Source organism: Flavobacterium niveum (genome assembly GCF_055231775.1).
This window is the reverse complement of the sequence record NZ_JBUYSX010000001.1, coordinates 716,447-737,129: the sequence shown is the minus strand read 5'-3', so window position 1 is coordinate 737,129 and position 20,683 is coordinate 716,447. Positions and strand designations below refer to the sequence as shown.

Here is a 20,683-nt window from a genome sequence, read left to right as displayed (position 1 = left end):
CCATTATTAATTTATTACATCCATCATCAACGCTGTAGCGATAAGATTTGCTGGCTCTTCATTGCCCTGTTCTATAAGGCCAACTACATTGCCTACTGAAAGTTCCCAATCGCGGTCATGTTTCCTCTTTTTACGCCTTTTGTCTGCCTGGTACCGGCACACAGCAGTAACTGCATATACAATTTCCTTTTCATTCTCGGATAGTCTTGTCTGATTTTCTATACCCGACTCCCATAAAACGGAATAGTCGTATAAATCATCGTATTCAGCATTGATTTCGCTGAGTTGATGAATCCCGGAAAAGTAGAATATAAAAGCTTCTTTTAAGGTTGCAGAAACTGATGTCCCATTAATTACATCATTTAATGAAACATCAGTTTCATTATAATTCAATAATTGCTCGTACGTGACTGTAACTGAACCGTAAACATCTTCATTTATAGTTTCAATTATACTGAGGTAAGCAGTATTAAAGGCAAGTTGTTCGTCAAATCCAAGATCCAAGATATCATAATAAGAGCTATACATTGAACCTATCGAATCCCGTGGATTATCTTGATTGGCTGCTTCATTTATGTTTTTGAGAACAGAATTTAATTTGTTCTGGCTTGTAGGTATCTCACCTATCTCACAACATGTTAATATAGGGCTTAAGCATAGTACTAAAACCAAGTGTGTTTTAAAAAGTTTCATTTTGAGATAATTTAAATGTTACTGAAAATTCAGTCCATTTACCCGGGTACAGGACATCTGATTGTCTTGCGTGAATTCAATACAAAACTACTTTTGAATGCTGCACCATCAAAATGTTTAAGTGTTGGTTTCGAGAAAAAAGCACATATTTTTCTCGAAATCAAATATAAACTTTAAGATATTTTCAACATTTATGCATTTCTGTTTTATTATTTTTAAAATGTAAAAAATATATTTCTGCTGTTTCAGTGTCAATTAAAAATTAAATTTAAATACACAACTAATGAAACGGATTACAATTGCAGTAATAATACTGCTGAATAGTTATTACTCATTTTCTCAGGCAAAACCCATATCAGCGGTAGTATCACAAAAAAATTATGAAGAACTTGATGAATTAATTTATAAACATAAGAATACTCAGATAGCCCAGATGTATCTTAAAAAATACCTGGAAAAAGCGAAAAAGGAAAACAATTATCGGGAGCTTGTAAACGGATATAAAAATTACATTTATGAAGTAGCTGAAAATCGTCAAAAAATTTATGCCGATAGCATGATCTATGCGGCAAAAATAACCAAGGACGATGATATTATAGGGTCGGCTTACCTCACTACCGGAATCCTGTATTACTATCGAAAAAACTATAAAACAGCATTCTCATATTATATGAAGTCTGATAGCTGTCTCCTGAAATCTCATGACGATTATTTAAAATATAAATTAAAATACAATATTGCCCTTATAAAATATTACCTGGGATTTTATCATGAAGCAATTAGCCTACTAGAAGATGGACTTGAATATTACAAAAAGGAGAGTACAACAGCCTATCTTGCCAGCCTTCACAGTCTCAGCCTTTGCTATAATAAAACGGGGGATATTGAGCGATCCAGCTCGTTAAATTACCTAGCGCTGAGCGAAAGCAGGAAATCGGGAAATTATAGTATGCTCCCCTACATTGAAAATTCCGAAGCTATAAATGAATTTTACCGAAAAGACTATTCACGTTCAATTAAGGGCTTAAGAAATTCACTAACGTACTTTAAGACAAAGAATGATTTTGCACATCTTTCAGTTACTTATTTTTATTTAGGTAAATGCTTTTGGCAAATAAATGATAAGGATAAAGCAGTCGAATATTTCGGAAAAGTTGATAGTATATATGATTATACTATGTACCTAAGACCCGATCAAAGACAAGCGTATGAACTATTGGCAAGGTATTATAAAGTAAATAACAAACTTGAACTGCGGGTTGAGGTATTAGACAAACTACTTAAAATTGATACGTTACTGACACACAATTACAAATATCTTTCGAATCACATCCGGAAGGAGTATGATACAAAAGAATTAATACTGGAGAAGAAAAAAGACAAATTAAAAATAGCAATCGGAAAATGGGTAATAATAATAGCTTCAGCATGTGTTACTATATTATTTGCTTTGTACTGCTCGAAAACAATCAGGTATCTTAAAAAAAGGCATAATCAGGAACCTAAGGCAAATGAAAATAAACTAAGCCCGGAAGCACAGTCTCAAATTGAGAGAAGTTTAGATCAGTTTGAACAAAGTAAGAAGTTTCTTGAACGGGATGTCAGTGCAAATAATGTAGCAAAAATGCTTGGTACCAATCCAAAATACTTAGCAAAAGCGGTGCAGGCAAGAAATAACCGTAAATATGTGGACTACATAAATGATCTCAAGATTAACTACATTATTGATTTACTACAAAATGACCCCAAGACGCGAAACTATAAAAGCGGAGCGCTGGCAGATGAAGCAGGATTTAGCAGTACTGCAAAATTCTCTAAGGCTTTTCAGGATCGTATGGGAAAATCAATTGCCTCTTATATTGGAGGATTGGTTTAATAGGCAATATATTCATTCAATATATCGCTAAGTTTATTGGCCAATAGGATTTCTCCAAAAATATTGGGCGATATTTCTTTGTAGTATTTGCATTGGATATAATAAATATCAGTGTTATGAACGTTACAAGGCTCTAATAACTTGATTTTAATTTGATGTGTATCTGAATTGTGGCGTAATATAGCATCAAGTAAGTAAACCCGTTCCTTAATCTCTTTTTTGCAATCTATTAATTTCACCTTTTAATGGCTTAAATGTTCAAAAATATTTTAGTTTGTATAGTATGGAAGAACATAATCGACGAACCATTTAGGCGGCGCATCCGTTTTTAATTCCAATGCTCCATTATATACCTCGGCAATGATTACCTGTCTCTTGCCTGAATTATCAAAAAGATATGCCCGGTAGCAATGCGGCAGCATTTTATGAAGTAATCCAAGGGTTCGGAAGTAACGTTCTTGTATTTTATCCCTTGAAACCGGATGCCCTCCTTTCTCTACCCTGTTTGCAACCCTGGATATGTTTACATCGGGATCGTCAATACACACAAAATAAAGATAGGCTTTATAGCCAATGGCTACCAGATCACTAATCTCTTTTATCTTGGAATCATGGCTCATAACCGTTTCAAAACTAAACGTTTTGCCTTGCTGTACCAGTAAGTACCTTACAAAAGCAGCAGTGAAAGACGCTTCATAGCTATGGGATTCCTTAGAACGGTCAACGATACAATTTTCCGCAACCAAAACATCAATAGGATGGTTTGCATGTGCTGCTTTTTCAAGTAAGGTTGATGATGAAGGTAATTTTGAAAATTCTTCGAGGTCATACTGTGTAGCCTTTATACCCAATTCCTTAAGGTCTATGAGTCCTTTGGTAACCAGTATATTTTCGATTTCATCAGCGTTAATAAAAGGCCCTGTATTATAGCGCTTTGAAAATTCGGTAAAAAGGGAACTTTTGCCGGATCCATTTGGACCTGCAAAAATCCGTATTCTTTTATCGGGCATGAAGTATCATTCCTTTAATTAAGGTAATCGGGCTTTCAGGTTGCTCTACCTTTTTAATAATCCGTATGTGCCCGTCGGGCAACTCTTCAACAACATTTCCTTTTTCTATGTAAGTTACCGTAAGGTCTAATGCCTTAGCATGGCGCAGGGCATTTGCAGCAGCTGCCTCCCCGGCTGCCTCCAATGAACGTGTCTGTCCATTATCTTTACGGAATACCATTTTATTCTCTTTCATGCCAACTCTCTATTACATTTACAAAATTAATGAATTTTCTTCTACAGCGACGCGAATAATTTTACATCGACCGCCAAAAATCCAGGCTGATTATTTAAGCTTTTTCAAGGCTCTTATCTCCTGGCGGATACTATTAAGCTGTTCTCTTATGTTTTCCGGAGGCATTTCATAAGGATTAAATTCCTTATTGGTATAACTCCCCGCATACTGCCATATTTCAAGCACATTGAAAAGTTTTACGACATACGGTTCATAATAGGGATTATCCGACACAAGCAGAAGGCTATCTTTTCCCTGTCTCTTTAACCTCTTATAGACAATACCTTCATCTTTGGTCAAAAGCACATAAGCACTATCATCTTTTATTTCCAAAATATTTTCAATGTACCTACCAATAATCCAGTCACCATCACGATGTGGGGGCATGGAATCACCCGTTACGGGCAAAGCCCTGAATTTACCACTCCCCTGCACTGGTAAAGATATGTGTGGCAGGCTTTCTATAAATTCAGGATCGCTGTAGCCACTTAAGTAACCTGCCTGTGCCTTATGCGGGACAATCTCTATAAAGTTGTCTCCGTTCCGGTCAACCGTTATAGGTAAAAGAATACGGTTGTCATCCAATTTTATAAGCCGGTCCATATCAATTTTACGTATGTCTACAGTTAAAAGTAAATCAATACTTATATGATAATATCGCGATAGACGGATAAGGGTCTCATAGGGGGGCTGTGACTTCCCCTGCTCATATTTTGCAAGGTTGTCCCGGCTTATAGCCATTTGCTGTGCCACTGTTTCTTGGGAAAAATCTTTTTTGATCCTGAGATACCTAATATTATCAGAAAATAGAGACATAGATGTTTGGGAATATTTATCCCGACAAATATAAAAAAAATAGGGAATATATATCCTAACTTTGTAATACCGGAAATGACGTTTGGATAATAAGCAAATTATTAATTAAGGAAGAAGTGAAACCCGCAACAGAAAAAATAACACTCGCAAGGCAGCTACAGGCAAAAATCAATGCCCTGCAGGGGTTGGGGAAAGCACCCCATGAGCCTTCCTATAACCTGCTTACGCCTTTTTCAGCAGCCTTTCCGGGCAATACGTTCCCAACCGGGGCAATCCATGAATTTATAAGCTATGAGCCGACCCATGCCGCGGCCACAACAGGCTTTGTCAGTGGGATAATAAGTAAGTTAACTAAAGACGGAGGCTTTTGCCTCTGGGTAGCTGGCGGCATGAAAATGTACCCTGCAGGGTTGAAACATTTCGGGCTAGAACCCAACCAGATTGTGTTTATCCATATTACGCGACCAAAAGAAGCGCTTTGGATCATTGAGGAAGCCCTGAAGTGTGAAGCGTTTACTGCCGTAATTGGGGAAGTGCGGGAACTCAGTTTCACCGATTCCAGAAGGCTGCAATTGGTTGTGGAAAACAGCGGGGTAACCGGTTTTATACACCGCTATTGCCCAGTATCGGAAAATGCGGTGGCGTGTACCAGCAGATGGAAAATTATACCATTGCCCAGTACCATTACCGATAATTTACCTGGTGTAGGATACAGTGCCTGGGACGTCCAACTGGTAAAAGTGCGTAACGGCAGGCCACATGCCTGGCAGGTCACCTGGCAGGACAACCGTTTTAATATTATCAAACAACAGGATTTTACCCTATCCCTAAATCAAAGCCGTACCGGATAATGCCTCGCTATATGTCCATATCGTTTCCTTACCTGCTCACAGATTATGTGGCGCGGAAACAGCCTGAATTCAAAGGAAAGTCTTTCGTTATGGCCTCACGCCAGCGTGGACGTATGGTAATTGACGCCGTAAACCCTGCCGCTGCAAAAAAGGGTATCGGGGTGGGTATGGTACTGGCAGATTGCAAGGCAATATTCCCGGAACTGGATATGGTGGACACTGAACCCCGAAGGGCTGAAAAGCTCTTAAAGGCACTTGCTGAATGGTGCATTAAATATACGCCTGTTGCCGGGGTTGACCTGCCTGATGGTGTGATTCTGGATATTAGTGGCTGTGCCCACCTTTGGGGTGGTGAGGCCGCTTATCTTACACATATCCAGGAGATGCTTTCAGGTTATGGATATACCGCAAGTCTGGCCATAGCTGATACGATAAGCGCAGCTTGGGCTATGGCACATTATGGTAGCATTTCAATTGTTGCCCGTGGGCAGCAACAGCAGGCATTACAGCCTTTACCGCCTGCAGCACTGCGCCTGGAAACTAATATACTGGCGCGGCTTCAAAAGCTGGGGATGCGTACTATTGGCAGTTTTATGGATATAGCACCTTCAGCGCTCCGTAGGCGCTTCGGTGCTGAACTCCCAAAAAGGTTAGCCCAGGCACTGGGAACGGAACTAGAATGGATAACACCTGTGCAACCTGTAGAGCCCTATCAGGAACGGCTTACAAGCATGGAACCTATTTCCTCAGCGGCTGGTATTACCATTGCCCTGCAACAGCTTCTGGAGACACTTTGCCTCAGGCTGGAATCAGAAGGCCTTGGATTGCGTAATGCGCATTTAAAATGTTACCGTACAGATGGTATGCTACAGCAGATTGAAATCGGGACAAGCCATCCTTCATGCAATGTTTCCCATCTCTTTAAGCTTTTCGAGCATAAAATAGCGACACTACAGCCCGAACTTGGCTTTGAAGTCTTCATCCTGGAAGCATTAAAGGTAGAGCCGGTAACTGACGTGCAGGCCGCCATCTGGCGTGCGGCTTCCCAAAACGACCGTAAGGTGGCGGAACTGATGGACCGCGTGACCGCAAAGATAGGTTCCGGTGCCGTCAGCCGTTACCTGCCTGCTGAGCACCATTGGCCCGAGCGTGCCATTAAAAAAGCTTCACCTTTATGGGAAAAGCAAGCTACGGAATGGCGTACCGACCTGCCGCGCCCCGTGCATTTGCTCCCTGTCCCGGAAGCTATCGCTGTAACGGCATTGTTGCCCGATTATCCCCCTATGCTTTTCCGCCACAAAGGGACACGGCATACCGTGGTTAAAGCCGACGGCCCTGAACGCATTGAACAGGAATGGTGGCTCTCTGATGGCCTGTACAGGGATTATTATATCGTTGAAGATGAAAACGGCGCGCGATACTGGCTGTTCCGGTCCGGGCCTTACGATGGCGACCAGCCCCAGTGGTTTTTACACGGATATTTTGCATGAGTTATACCGAATTACATATAACTTCTAATTTCAGTTTCCTGCGTGGCGGCTCGCATCCCGAAGAACTCGTGGGGCAGGCTGCCGCATTGGGCTACACTGAAATAGCAATTACAGATTGTAATACACTTGCCGGGATAGTACGCGCACATGTAGCAGCTAAAAACGCAGGGATGCGGCTTATTGTGGGATGCAGGCTCGACCTGTTAGATGGTCCGCCATTGCTTGCTTACCCAACAAATAAGGATGCTTACGCAAGGTTGTCAGGATTACTCTCTACTGGCAACCTGCGCACTGAAAAAGGACAGTGCCGTATCTATAAAGCCGATGTGTACAAATATGCAGAAGGCATGCGGTTTATTGCCCTGCCACCACTTTCGCTCAATGAAGCTTTTGATTTTGAGGATGGTTTCAAAACAGCGCTTCAGGAATATAAGGAGCATTTGGGAAATTCATTATATCTCGGCATGAGCCGCTCCTACCAGGCTAACGATAATAAACGGTTGTACCGCCTGGCACAGTTGTCGGAACGTTTGGGAATCAAATTAGCCGCAACAAATGATGTGCACTACCACAGTCTGGAACGCAGGCAATTGCAGGATGTACTTACCTGCATCCGTGAAAAATGCACCATACATTCGGCAGGTTTCCGCCTGCATCAAAATGCCGAGCGTTACTTAAAACCTGCCGATGAGATGCAGCGCCTTTTCCGGCAGTACCCCCAAGCCCTCGAAGCTACCCGCGAAATAACCGATGCCTGCCAGTTTTCCTTGGATAGCCTTACCTATATTTACCCTGAAGAGATCACTACCGGTGGGCGCACCCCACAGCAGGAACTCGAAAGGCTTGCCTGGGAAGGTGCCCATGAAAAATTCCCCTTGGGTATCCCTGAAAAGGTAGCCGAAACCATCCGTTATGAACTGGAATTTATGGCAAGTAAAAACTACGCTTCGTATTTCCTTACCGTATATGACTTTGTACGCTTTGCCCGAAGCCGTGATATCCTCTGCCAGGGGCGTGGCTCGGCCGCTAATTCCGTGGTTTGCTACTGCCTTGGGGTTACTTCTGTTGACCCATCCAAATTCAAGGTACTGTTTGCCCGCTTTATGTCCGATGCCCGTGACGAACCGCCCGATATTGACGTGGACTTTGAGCACGAACGCCGTGAGGAAGTCATCCAGTACATTTATGAGCGTTACGGGCGTGACCGTGCTGCTATCGTGGCTACCGTTACACAGGTACACTGGCGGGGCGCCATACGCGATGTAGCTAAAGCAATGGGGTTATCCACCGATGCGGTGGACCGGCTTGCCGGTTCTATTGCAGAGTTCCGTGATGAACTGGATAGTGGGCGCATTACCTCGGAAGGCTTTAACCTTGCCGACCCACACCTGATGAAAACATTACAGCTCACAAGGGAATTCGTTGGCTTTCCCCGTCAGCTTGGCCAGCACACCGGAGGGTTTATCATTACCCGTGACCGGCTTTCGGATCTGTGTCCAATCCTCAATGCGCGTATGGAAGAGCGTACCAACATCGAATGGAACAAAGATGATATTGAGGCGCTCGGGTTTCTAAAGGTAGATGTACTGGCTTTGGGAATGCTTACCTGTATCCGTAAGGCCTTTGACCTGTGCAAGCAGCACTACGGCAAAGCCTACACACTTGCCGAAATCAATAAAACCGAAGACCCTGCCGTGTACGAGATGATCAGCCATGCCGATACGTTGGGTGTATTCCAGATTGAGAGCCGCGCACAGATGTCTATGTTGCCACGTTTAAAGCCCAGGTGTTTTTATGATTTGGTAATCGAGGTAGCCATTGTACGCCCGGGGCCAATACAAGGCGACATGGTACATCCTTATCTGCGCAGGCGTGACGGCATTGACCCTGTGGAGTATCCTTCAGAGGAACTTAAAGAAATATTAGGACGTACCCTTGGTGTACCGCTGTTCCAGGAGCAGGCTATGGAAATTGCCATCGTAGCTGCCGGATTTACTCCCGCTGAAGCCGACGGCCTGCGCCGCAGCATGGCAACCTTTAAGGCCAAGGGTAAGGTCAGCGACTGGGAGAAGAAACTGGTAGCGGGCATGATGGCCAAAGGTTACGAAGAAACCTTTGCGCGCCGGGTATTTCGGCAACTCGAAGGTTTTGGTTCCTACGGTTTTCCGGAAAGCCATGCGGCCAGCTTTGCGCTTTTGGTCTATGTGTCCTCATATATCAAATGTTACTACCCCGATGTGTTTGCAGCCGCATTGCTCAACAGTATGCCCATGGGTTTTTACCAGCCGGCACAGATTGTCATCGATGCACGCAGGCACGGTGTAAACGTGCTTCCAGTGGATATAAACTACTCATCATGGGATAATACCTTAGAAAAAAAGTCCGGGAAATATCACGCCTTACGTTTGGGTTTCAGGCAGGTTAAGGGATTACCTGCTGAAGACATGGAATTGCTGATGGCAGTACGGCAAAACGGTTTTAAGCAGTTACACTCAATCCTGGATGCTGGTGTTTCCTTGTTTGCACTCGAAAAACTGGCTGATGCCGATGCCTTCCGTTCCATCGGCCTGGACCGCAGGCAGGCACTTTGGGAAGTATCCGCCTTATCGGACAGCCCTATCGGCATGTTTGAGGGGCAGCCTTCAGCAAGCACCACGGAAGGGCAATTGGAACTTCCGCTATTAACCAATGCCGAGCATGTGGTAGAAGATTATGCCAGCACAGGGTTGTCGTTAAAGGCGCATCCCGTAAGTTTCGTACGTTCTCAACTCTATAGCATGAGGGTAATGCCAACAGCAAGCCTCCCAAAGATGGCAAACGGTGATATGGTGAGCGTTGCCGGACTGGTCACCGTACGCCAAAGGCCCGGAACCGCCAAGGGAGTTATTTTTGTGACTATTGAAGATGAGACCGGCTTTGCCAACCTGGTGGTATGGGGTAAGGTGTTTGAAACCTATCGCCGCGATATTGTACAGGCACGCCTGCTCATGGTGCAGGGTAAGGTACAAATTGAAGGTGAAGTTATTCACGTCATCGCAAATTCGTGTTATAACCTTTCTTATCTGCTAAAGAATATGACGGACAGCGATAAGGATGCTACACTATCAACACGCTCTCGTTCTGACGAAAAGGCCCCTGAAGAAGTGTTTCATAAGGGACGGAATTTCAGGTAAATGGCACATGGATTGCAACAGGACATCAGGATTAACGATCCAAATTATTTAAAATGAAGAAAATCGAATACGCCATTGTAGATATCGAAACTACCGGAGGTAGCGCACACGGAAGCCGTATCACCGAAATTGCAATCATCATCCACGACGGGCTAAATGTCATTGACCGTTTTGAAAGCCTCGTAAACCCTCAAAAAGAAATACCGTTGCCCATTTTTGCGCTTACCGGTATCAATAACGAGATGGTTAAAGATGCCCCTATCTTTGACGATATTGCCGAAAAAGTACTGGGCCTGCTCTCAGGCCGTATCTTCGTGGCACACAATGTGAATTTTGACCATTCCTTTGTACGCCATGAACTCGAAGAAGCAGGGTTTAAATGGGATACACGGAAACTTTGTACCGTACGGATCGCCCGAAAAATAAAACCCGGGTTGCCTTCCTATAGCCTTGGAAACCTTTGCCGCTCCCTGGATATCCCACTGTTGCAAGCACACCGTGCCGGGGGTGATGCAGATGCCACAGCAATCCTGTTTGGCTTGCTTATGGAATGGGATACAGAAGGCGAGATTGCAAAAATGATTAAAAAAAATGCCTGGGACCAACGCCTTCCTCCCCATCTTCCACCCGGGGATTTTGAGCAGCTTCCCGAGAAACCTGGGGTATATTATTTTTATAATGCTGTAAAAACGGTAGTATATATCGGGAAAGCCAAGAATATCAAAAAGCGGGTTGCACAACACTTTTCAGGGCATAAAATTACCCCGCAACGCCAAGATTTCATGCGGGACATCTACTCTATTTCATATGAGGTATGTGGTACTGAGTTTATCGCACTGCTGCTGGAATGCTGTGAGATAAAGAAATTATGGCCCGCCCACAACAGGGCTTTAAAAAAATTTGACTCCAGGTTCGGATTATATCAGTACGAGGCCCGTAACGGCTATAAGTACCTGGCTATAGGTAAAATTTACAAGCATCAAAGTTATATCGAAATGTTCCATTCCCTAAATGATGCCGTAAACCTGCTGTTAAAACTATCCGGACAGTTCGGAATTGACCCCAGGTTCTGCCATTATGGTACCAATGATGAAGTCCTGCACAGGCCCAAGCCTGATAATCTGCCGGAAGTATCACAACATAACAACTCCGTAGCCCCGGCCCTGGCTTTTCTTTCTGACGGGAGGCTTAGTTTTGCAATTATTGACAAAGGCAGGGATGGGGACGAACACAGCTGTCTTTGGGTTGAAAAAGGGCATTTTTACGGAATGGGATATATTCCAACCGATATCGCCCTCACAGATGCAAAAGAAGTAAAGGAGTATGTAATGCCTTATAAAAGCAATCTATATATAATGCAATTGATAGGGGCTTATGTCGAAAAATACCCGTCTAAGGTTATCCGCCATATACCTTGAAATAACAAAATATCAGCGCAAAACCAATCCCAATAGCCCAGCCACTTTATCGGGGTCAATATCATTATAATCAGTGATGTAAAAATCACAAGGCGGCAGTTCTTCTTTTGAATGGGAACTCAAGACACCAACAACTTTCATTCCTGCATTTATTGCAGCTGAAACCCCGGAATAGGAATCTTCAAATACTAGGCAGTCTGCAGGCGTTAAGCCCAAACGCGCTGCCGTTTTCAGGTACACCTCCGGAGAGGGCTTATGGGAAGCCACATCCTCGCTTGACATAAGCGATTCCATTTTACCGCTGATATTGAGCCCGTCGAGGATAAGGTCAAGGTTCGCGCGGGGTGCTGAAGTTGCCACCCCCGTTAGTATATTTTGTGCTTTAAGATTTTCTAAGAACTCTAAATAGTGCGGCAGGGGTGTTATTGCCGTTTGATAGATGGTACGGAACAAAGACTCCTTTTCTTCCTCCAACAATAACAACTCCTCCCCTTCGATTAGGCGCTTAAAAAAATGCGACATGATATAGCTGTTGTGCTTGCCGTACATATGGGCTTCAAACTCAGCCTCAGAATAAGGGATTTGATACTTATCGAAAAAAGCCTCAAACGCTTTTTTATGAAAAGGGTTGGTATGGCAAATAACGCCATCCATATCAAAAATTACGCCTATTGTTCTCATGTCTTGGATGTATTGCGCGGCAAATATAACGCTTTTACAGGTTCTTACCCTAGTTTTTGAACTGTGCCATTCCAATACATTTTATGTGGATTTCCTTACGCGTAATTCAGGTGCGAATTATAATAATTTGCTTTGATGCGCTCTTGTGCCTTTTCTATAACAGCGTTGTACTTTCCGCCCCGTTGCTGTAGTGTTTCAATAGCTATTGAAACAACCAGCTGTTCGCGCGAGACATTTTTCGGCAAGGGCAATGCCATACTAAATTTATTGTCTTTTTTTACTTTCGGGGCAACCTGCGAAGGCCCGGGGACCGGCTGTCCATATTGCTTGATCTTTTCCTCCAGTTTTGTAACCCGGTCCGAATAAATTTCATCCTTCTTTAGATATTCTTCCAAAGTCAGTGTATTATTGGCAAGGGCATCGACCAGTGCCGCCTGTAGTTTTTTAAACTGTAGTAACGCTTGGGTGTCAATGAGTATTATACTGATGGCAACCCCGGCTAAAAGATCCCTTTCGCTGCTCATAACTTTATAGAATACAATCGTGGAAGTAACCGATTCCTCACCGAAAGTTTCTTTCTCTTTCATATTTACTGAGGCAGCCGATATAAATGCAAAGAGTCCCGGCTGGAGGCGGTTTTTGGAGAACGTGAGGCTGGTAGCCGATGAAGAGGATGTCTTTGCAGCCTCGGCAATCGAGCTAACAAGCCCCGAATACGCATCAATGGAATCATCTTTCAGTAAGGCTTCCGCCAGCTGCAGCCCGTACGAGGCCGCAATGGCTTCTAAGGAATGTTTAACCACCTCGACAATTTTATCCAGGCTGAATTCAGAGGTGTACTCCGTCTTTATGTAGTCATTGTAGTCTATTTCAATTGCATCGGTTATATTGGAATTTTTCAAATGCTTTTCTACATTTTCTTCAAAGATAGTTTTATATTCATCTCTTTGTGCACTTATGTTGCTCAGGAGCCTGTCCAATTGGTCTTTGGCGGCAATCGATTTATCAACAACACGTGCTACGGAAGCGGTTCTACAGGCCATGATTTCTGGTTTTGAAGGTTAATAGTGTATAGGATATTCATATACAATACCGTATACCATGATAAATATATAACAATCAGTATTTTAAAAAAATACCCACTAATAGGTATTTTTTTAAATGCTGTAGTGATTTGAAGGTTTTGAAAGCAAAGCCAAAAGCCCTTTTGCAGGCTTATTTTGGGTGCCCGGGCGCGCACTTCGTTGTATCTTTTCCTGCGGAAAAGGATGCCACTGCGGTCGCTCGCACATAACGATACAGGACAATTTACCTGACTAACGCTGCCTTTTAAGATGACCTATCCCAATAGCAATATATCTTGACAAAAAAAGTTACTTGCAGTCGAACCCTCTCACATCAAAATCCTGCTCGGTGAGTAACGCGGTGCTCTTCTTTTTATTAAACTCTGAAATATTTGACCTGCAAATCATGTAGTTGACTGCAACCACGGACTCATCTATAATTACCTCGGGATATTCAGGATATTTTTCGCCCATTTGTTCCTTATCATAAACACCCGTTTGGTATCGTAGCCGGATAGAATCCAACATTTTATTTTTATGTAAAACTTCTAATACCTCCCTGGCAAGAGGTTTTCCGGGGTCATTCCAGATGTATAACTTATTTTGATAGTAGAGATAATTTGTTGGAAAATGCTTAGGATAAGCCCCTATAGTATCCTTGGAAGTCAAGGAATAAACATTTCTTTGCGGCTTGATTGCTATGTTGTAGAATTGCGAATTTTTAGCACTACTGTCGATGACTTCAAAAACATCAGATTTTCTAACCGTACTTTTTTGTGTTTTATTATAATCGATTATAATATTTCTTATAGCATCATTAGTACCTCCAACAGCTATCAAGGTGTCTTTAACGGGCTTACAGGAGCAGACGACTAACCCAAATAATATTAAAGCATAAATTGGTCTCATTTTTTTAGATTTAAAAAGGATGTTTACCCCTATTATTAATAATGTAATGTGGAATATCAGCTGAAGCTCGATGATTCATATCTTCGCTTGACGGTGAATTTGGTTGCCTTCCAGACAATTCTTCTTCCCTATAAAGATGTGTATGAAAATGATTTTTAGCAAAACTATTTTCATAAAGAAAGTTTGCATCACCTTGATAAGCTCCACGGTTCAAATCCACCAACGGAATTCTTTCATTCTCATCATAAGGTCTATCTCGAGCTTCTGTAGATGTATTATCATCTGTTTTCCAAATCAAAATATTTGTGATATTATTACCTCTCTCATTTCCTAAAGCGTAGCCGGACACCTCTTGTCTTAGTGCTTTGGCCCCCTCTAATATAAAATTCTCTACCTCTGCCGTGGTCGGCTGACGTGTTCCGTTTCCATTTATACCATTTACAGCTATAACATTATTCTGAGTTTTAAAATTCATTCTATCATGGAGAATCCCTTTTGCTATATTAGTCATATGAGTTTTTATATTTCCATGTCGATCGGTTTTTAGGATATATTCTCCATGTCGTTTTTTATATTTAGCAATGATGTCCAGTCCTTCCCTCTCCTCCATTAATATCAATTCGCCAGTTCGACTATCATACCTGTAAATGTCTCTTCCGTCAATGTCATGATATATCAATGGAGAATCAGCTGCATATGCATACGGATTAATACCAATATATTTCTCTGCAAGCGGATCAATGTTAATCCATCTTCCCAGTGCAGGGTCATTATTACGTGCGCCATAGTCGTATAAGTTAAGCCCCAGCTCGTCTTGCAGCTCCTTGCCGTTGTACTTATAATTATGGGATAGTTTACCTGTAGGCGTTATGGGCGGATATAACTCCAATTCCCCGTCAATATCTTGAAACTCTAAATAGTCCATATTATAGTTGGCATGCTTTAGCCCAAAGGGATAATAATGAGTTTCCTCCTTAATAACTACTGTACCTGCCGTTTTCCCCGCCGTAAAGTTCATTCTTACATTGCCCAGGTGATCCTTATATTGGAATACGTAACTATAGGCCGGATTACCATTAACCATTGTCATTTCAACATATCCTTCTTCAGTAGGAAAAAACTGAAGCACCCCTCCTTTGTATTGGTAACCATCAATATAGTCTACCTCCATAGTTACATCACTTCCGTTAATAGTCTGGACAACTTTCTTTTTTACTTTTTGTCCCGCCGCATTATAAAGGTAAGATATCAGGTTATTGCCCCCAAAAGAAATTTCAACCGGGAGGTTGAAGTGATTGTATTTAATATTACTGGTTATGCCTTTATTTTTGTCTTTCTGTAGGTTACCATTTATATCGTAATCATAATCATCGCCAGCGGTATTCAAATCATTAAATCCCTGTGGGCTCATGCTGCTATCCGATACCTTCATTAGCTTATTGCTATTTGAAGCGTAAGTATATGCAAGGTCGTCAATTTCAATAGCAGTCGCAGGATCATCAAAGCCACCGGTGCGGACCATCCGTGTAATGTTGCCATTTTTATCGTAATAAGCTGTTTCATTATAGCTGTTTGTAGGTACAGTTGACTCCTCAGGTTTTTGATAAAATGCATCACTAAGACGGTTCAGATTATCGTATCTGTAACTGTATTTACGTTGCACATCATCACTATAGCTGCGCCACCGGGTCTCTGAGATATTGCCGTTATAAAGTTGTGTTATTACCCCGTCCAGGTCATCCTCCACCAAATTATAGGAAATACCAAATGTAAATAGATCGATTGGTATTGTAGCATAGCCCGCCTCCCCAAAGAAAACACCGCCTTTGTTAATGGCCGTCAGCCACCCCCTCATATTGTAATCATAATCTATTTTCTGTAATGAATTTGAAAGAACACCATTTCCCCCAACGAATTTGGTTTTCAACTGCCCGGTCTCCGTATATACGTTAGACGTTATGAGTTGCGGGGAAAGGTTGTTGATTTTATGCATAGTACTCAACGGCCTGCGCTGCGAAGTATAGGCATAATCTTTACGGACTGTCAGCGGATTTGGTTCGTTTTGGCGCTTATGTGTCTGTATTAAATAAAGCATTGCGCCATCGAAGTCAAATTTTCTATCCGTTTGCGTAAATCCTCCGAGGTAATTGCTTTTCCGTTCACGGATAGGCCTCGCTTTGGCATCATAGAAAATATAAGAAACTTCGCTTGCCGGGATTCCCGTTTGCGGAATACGTACCCACGAGCCTGTCGCAAGTCCTTTGACATTAACCAATACGTTTTGGCTTTCAATAGTTGTTGAAGCAGTTGGTGGCGAAGGTGCACCAGACCATAGGTAATCATCATAATAATTAATCGTGAGCAGTGTCATCGAAGAGGGAAAGTTAACCGTATAGCTTATTTGTGTATTATCCAAAGATACAGGGGAGGTTGAACGCGACACTGTTGCGAAAGCCTGTTCTTGTAAAAGCTTTCGTCCAGAGGAGGTAAAAGCATAGTTTGACGATGTATACCATCCGGTATATGCAATCCTTTTGAAAGCATCATACTTTGTAACCATCCATCCCTGTTCGCCAGTATTACCCGCACTACCTCCAAATGGAGTTATTGATGGCCCCGTTGCAACAACTTGGTTAAAATTGTCGTAGATGATATATTCCCATTGCTTTCCGGGTAGTTTCTTTTCTACCATCCGGTTTCGGCTGTCGTATTTATATTGATAACCGAGTTCGTTGACATAAGTAATACTTCCTCCAGCTTTCGGAGGTAAAACGTAGGTAAGGTTTCCAAACTGGTCGTAAACATAGTATGTATCAAGTGTTTCGTAAATAACGATCTGCAGATCCGCATCAAATTCCGGAAGTTTTTTATTAAAGGTCCGTTTTAAAACAATTTGCCCTTCCTTATTCCTGAACTCTTCAACAGTATTTAATTTGCCCGAGACCACTGTACCCATAGAAATCGCAGAAGCCTTATTCTCATCTTGTGTAATTGTTTTAGTCAGTTCACCTATACTATAATTTCCATCATTTACAAATGAGGTATTGTAAATTTTATTAGCGGAATCCCATGTTGCCAAAGCGCGTAACTTTTTTACTTCTGTAGAGGTTGAATTCGTAGTATAGGCAAATTTTATCGTATGATCAACGTAGTCATTACTACTACCCGTCAGTGGTATTCCCTGCCAGTCGATATCCGGAGCTGATTTCTTAAGCACCCTGCTTAAAGGCGATGATTCATAAAAAAAAGTGCTATAGCCGTATGGATTGCCAAATGTGTTAAAGTAGTAGTTAGTTGTATTTGTTCGTCCGGAAGGCACAAAATCTAAATTTGAGCCAGTGCCAGGAAATGAAAGGTAATTAGTTGCCTGACGGCCTTGCGTGTCATATTCAAAATGGGTAACCAGGTCAGTACCTCCTGCCGCAAATTTTCCTTTCACTCGTTGACAGGGCCTGCCTAATCCGTCGTAATAAACTACGTCTACTAATGCTTTTGTAACATCACTGGTTGTTGTACCTTCTTTATATTTATAAGATTTAACATAGTTTTCCGTCGCCGTTTGAGCGTACAAAAAAAACGGAAGCACCAGTAGAATTGCCAGATGTTTCATAAATCAGGGTTTATAATTATAAAAGTATTCTGACATGAATTTATAGTCATTGTCCTTAACTACATTCAACCGGTTAAGACTGTCATAGCCGTAAAATACAGTTTGCCCCTTAGCATCAGTAGTGGAGGTAATGCCAACAAGCGGTTTAAATGTAAAAGAGGTAACCATCGCGTTAGGTAGACTGCTTCTTATTGCCTGCAGAGAATTCCGCAGGGCGAGATCGTCTGTGCCAAGTGACGCATTTTTGGCGGTAGTGATAAGGCTTGAAGATATGCCTGGATAGGTACTGTTTTCTATTTTTGCAATGGGTAACAAATTTTTATACCCCCAGACAATAGCTGTATGCGGACCTTCGAATTCAGAAAATTCTTGTAAGTTACCCTTATCACCATAATTGTAAAACTGAACAGTATTAAAAAAATCTCCATCGCCTTTTGCACTCCAAACCACTTCCGGTAGGTATAAAGAGTTTCCCCAATTCTTGAATCCGGTTACCTCCCTACTGATGGTCTGTGAACCACTTACTACTATTTTCTCAATAACGGAGGTCGTATAGTTTTGGGAAGCCAAAGTTGATATAATTCCCTGTTGGATTGCTGTTAGTTGTAAAAAATCTGGCATTGCTTCTCCAACGGGATAATAAAACTTCTCAATTATATTCCCACCGCCACTTGTTGAGGAAGTCTTGGATTTAAGATTGTAGTAATAAGAGTAACTATTTGAAGTGTCATACTCAAATACAGTTGTGTTTTGCACAGTACCTGCAGGAAATATTGTTTTATGTATTATAGTGCTAATATGTTCACTCTCGATAAACAGCGCAGTATAATCAGCTGCAAATGCCAAATACGAATAACCACTGCAAACGTGCGCGTTCAGATAGTCCCCCGCGCCGCCGCCAGCGTAGGAAAGATGCTGGGACACCACCATTTCCAATATACTGGGATTATACGTCTCATAATTATACTCTTTTTCTTCAACAGCAACGTTTGCGCTGTTCTTTACCGTTTCCTTCATTAGTCTTGGTCCATTAAAGCCCCGTATAGCAAGATATATATAATTATAAGTACTGCTGTTAAAGTTCAGTTCTGCAGGATTATACGAATAATTATATATGATTTTGCCGTTTCCTGTTCCGGTATATTCAGCAACTTCATTATACCAAACCTCCGGGACAAAACCTAAAGAAGGCCTCCGGCTTGAACTCGATACTATCCTTTCCCTATAATCTTGACAGGTACTTCCGCCACCTGGCGTAGCTTGTGTGATTTTCGCAATAAATGATATGTTATCATATGGTGTATCAGAGCTAAGGGAACCCAATCCCGATTCGTTAATGCCGTATTTATATGTCTTCGTTATAGTGTTTGCCCCGGTAGGGTCGTATGTATCAATGCGCTGTATCCTCAACCCAAAACCAATATTTTGGCTGCCATTGTACGTAAATTTATGCGGCTCATAGGTAAAACCCGTATAGCCTTTTGTGGGATAAATTATCTTTTTTAATATGCGGGCCTGCATTTTTGTAGCCACTGGTGAACGGTCGGCATTGCCAACTGTGACATTAAATGTCCCTGTTGTACCCCCATAATCTGCCTGTAGTATGACACTAGGCACCAGTGATGTATTTGGCTTACCGTTGAAGTAGCCAAAATAATCCTGGCCCAAAGGATTTCCCGTCACAGATTGCTGGTCATACTCAAACTGATAAATTCCATCAGCACCAGTATCAATCGAAATAAGCTGGTCGTTTTGCCTTTCAAATACTATATCTTTTACCTCGGTGTTTGATTGGTTGAATACCTTAATATTTTCCAATTTGTATGTTGAATTATAACTAAAGCTTATTTTTTCTCCTGAAGAAAAAGAGATATCTTTTATATTACATCTACCGTATAAATCCGCCCATGCACTTTGAACCCCGCTGATATATAAGTTTGTAAATTGCCATTGCCCGATAGTCATATAAGCATAATGATCCGTAGTAGTGTATCCTGAGTTAGGTATATCATTAATTGTTATAAATTGGTTGGAGGGGTAAAAGGCCGCATTACCCGCCCATTCATAGGTAAAAAATATCGTGTTTTCAGCACCGGGTGGATCAATTTCCCGGAGCATCCAACTTGTTGTTGCAGAACCCATCGATTCAGTATATATTCCTCCGGTTCCATTAGAGACCGCAGAGCCGAATTTATAGACGACACCTTTATCATCGATCACGTCAAACGCATAAAACTGGCTTTGAGAATATGAAGGGAAATGAGGGATTATTTTTAAAGGCTGGGAAGGTATGGTAACCGGTGTGAGTACTCCGTTTTTCCATTGTAAGACAAATGCTGTACTAATTGTCGGCAAATGGATAGTAAAAATGTCGTATTGCCCATCATATAAAGCCGATTCAACATTAAGGTTTGATCCGCGTGGGGCGAAATTGAATAAATATTCAGTACTCGCATTGGTCATATTTTGGATATTATTTGTTGGGGAAATATCATCCGGGTTACCCATGATGGTACGGGAAATCCTAAATCCTGGATATAGTGACCACCCCAATCCCACGGGGCCTATAACCTGATTCACTTTAATGCCAGAGGCATCGTACTTTAAAGATATAGGAAGTGACATCCCATATCCGTTAAATGTGTAAAGAGGCACCTCAATGTTTGGCTGGCCTGTTGCTGTGGAGACAGATTGTCCCATGAATTTCTGAAATTGGAAGGATTCGGGAGAAGGAGGGATTATTTTTTTATAATCCTGGCCATGTAGCAGAGAAAACAATAATACCGTAGTAATGGTGTAGAGGATTTTCATAATTTGT

The 20,683-nt window shown here is 42.0% G+C and carries 14 protein-coding genes; 5 read left to right on the top strand and 9 right to left on the bottom strand.

All coding sequences use genetic code 11. The features are described from left to right. Positions 1–6: 6 nt before the first annotated feature. Positions 7–693, bottom strand: a complete 687-nt coding sequence (locus tag ACZIX4_RS03040) for a hypothetical protein (protein ID WP_463334135.1) — start codon at positions 691–693, stop codon at positions 7–9. A 283-nt stretch (positions 694–976) separates the two neighbouring features. On the opposite strand from ACZIX4_RS03040, the gene ACZIX4_RS03035 reads away from it, so the two are divergent. Beyond that, positions 977–2,569, top strand: a complete 1,593-nt coding sequence (locus ACZIX4_RS03035) for a helix-turn-helix domain-containing protein (RefSeq protein WP_463334134.1) — start codon at positions 977–979, stop codon at positions 2,567–2,569. A 269-nt stretch (positions 2,570–2,838) separates the two neighbouring features. Here the strand turns inward: ACZIX4_RS03035 and ACZIX4_RS03030 are convergent, their stop codons facing one another. From ACZIX4_RS03030 to ACZIX4_RS03020, 3 genes are all read right to left on the bottom strand, one after another. Further along, entirely contained in the window at positions 2,839–3,579 is a 741-nt protein-coding gene (locus ACZIX4_RS03030) for a zeta toxin family protein (RefSeq protein WP_463334133.1), read from the bottom strand. Beyond that, the gene (locus tag ACZIX4_RS03025) at positions 3,569–3,814 is read right to left on the bottom strand and encodes a hypothetical protein (protein WP_463334132.1); all 246 of its coding nucleotides are present in this window, start codon (positions 3,812–3,814) and stop codon (positions 3,569–3,571) included. The genes ACZIX4_RS03030 and ACZIX4_RS03025 overlap by 11 nt, the downstream gene beginning before the upstream one ends. 90 nt (positions 3,815–3,904) lie before the next feature. Next, complete coding sequence (locus ACZIX4_RS03020; protein ID WP_463334131.1) at positions 3,905–4,669, bottom strand: XRE family transcriptional regulator; 765 nt, start codon at positions 4,667–4,669, stop codon at positions 3,905–3,907. A 116-nt stretch (positions 4,670–4,785) separates the two neighbouring features. On the opposite strand from ACZIX4_RS03020, the gene ACZIX4_RS03015 reads away from it, so the two are divergent. The 4 genes from ACZIX4_RS03015 to ACZIX4_RS03000 are packed head-to-tail and all read left to right on the top strand — an operon-like array spanning position 4,786 to position 11,601. Beyond that, positions 4,786–5,520, top strand: coding sequence for an ImuA family protein (locus ACZIX4_RS03015; protein WP_463334130.1), 735 nt, complete (start codon positions 4,786–4,788; stop codon positions 5,518–5,520). Between the two features lie 11 nt (positions 5,521–5,531). Continuing rightward, positions 5,532–7,010, top strand: coding sequence for a Y-family DNA polymerase (locus ACZIX4_RS03010; protein WP_463334129.1), 1,479 nt, complete (start codon positions 5,532–5,534; stop codon positions 7,008–7,010). Beyond that, the gene (locus ACZIX4_RS03005) at positions 7,007–10,183 is read left to right on the top strand and encodes an error-prone DNA polymerase (RefSeq protein WP_463334128.1); all 3,177 of its coding nucleotides are present in this window, start codon (positions 7,007–7,009) and stop codon (positions 10,181–10,183) included. The genes ACZIX4_RS03010 and ACZIX4_RS03005 overlap by 4 nt, the downstream gene beginning before the upstream one ends. A 53-nt stretch (positions 10,184–10,236) precedes the next feature. Beyond that, entirely contained in the window at positions 10,237–11,601 is a 1,365-nt protein-coding gene (locus ACZIX4_RS03000) for an exonuclease domain-containing protein (RefSeq protein WP_463334127.1), read from the top strand. Positions 11,602–11,613: 12 nt separating this feature from the next. On the opposite strand, the gene ACZIX4_RS02995 is transcribed toward ACZIX4_RS03000, so the two are convergent. The 5 genes from ACZIX4_RS02995 to ACZIX4_RS02975 all read right to left on the bottom strand — a co-directional run bounded on the left by ACZIX4_RS02995 (position 11,614) and on the right by ACZIX4_RS02975 (position 20,676). Beyond that, positions 11,614–12,282 (bottom strand): HAD family hydrolase, encoded by a 669-nt coding sequence (locus tag ACZIX4_RS02995; protein WP_463334126.1) that lies wholly within the window; start codon positions 12,280–12,282, stop codon positions 11,614–11,616. Between the two features lie 95 nt (positions 12,283–12,377). Next, positions 12,378–13,325 (bottom strand): hypothetical protein, encoded by a 948-nt coding sequence (locus tag ACZIX4_RS02990; RefSeq protein ID WP_463334125.1) that lies wholly within the window; start codon positions 13,323–13,325, stop codon positions 12,378–12,380. A gap of 330 nt (positions 13,326–13,655) precedes the next feature. Beyond that, on the bottom strand, positions 13,656–14,255 hold the full coding sequence (locus ACZIX4_RS02985; RefSeq protein ID WP_463334124.1) for a hypothetical protein: 600 nt from the start codon (positions 14,253–14,255) through the stop codon (positions 13,656–13,658). 10 nt (positions 14,256–14,265) lie between these two features. Continuing rightward, positions 14,266–17,865 carry a DUF6443 domain-containing protein gene (locus ACZIX4_RS02980; protein WP_463334123.1) on the bottom strand — a complete coding sequence of 1,200 codons (3,600 nt, stop codon included), beginning with the start codon at positions 17,863–17,865 and terminating at the stop codon, positions 14,266–14,268. Between the two features lie 3 nt (positions 17,866–17,868). Then, on the bottom strand, positions 17,869–20,676 hold the full coding sequence (locus ACZIX4_RS02975) for a hypothetical protein (RefSeq protein ID WP_463334122.1): 2,808 nt from the start codon (positions 20,674–20,676) through the stop codon (positions 17,869–17,871). Between the last annotated feature and the right edge of the window lie 7 nt (positions 20,677–20,683).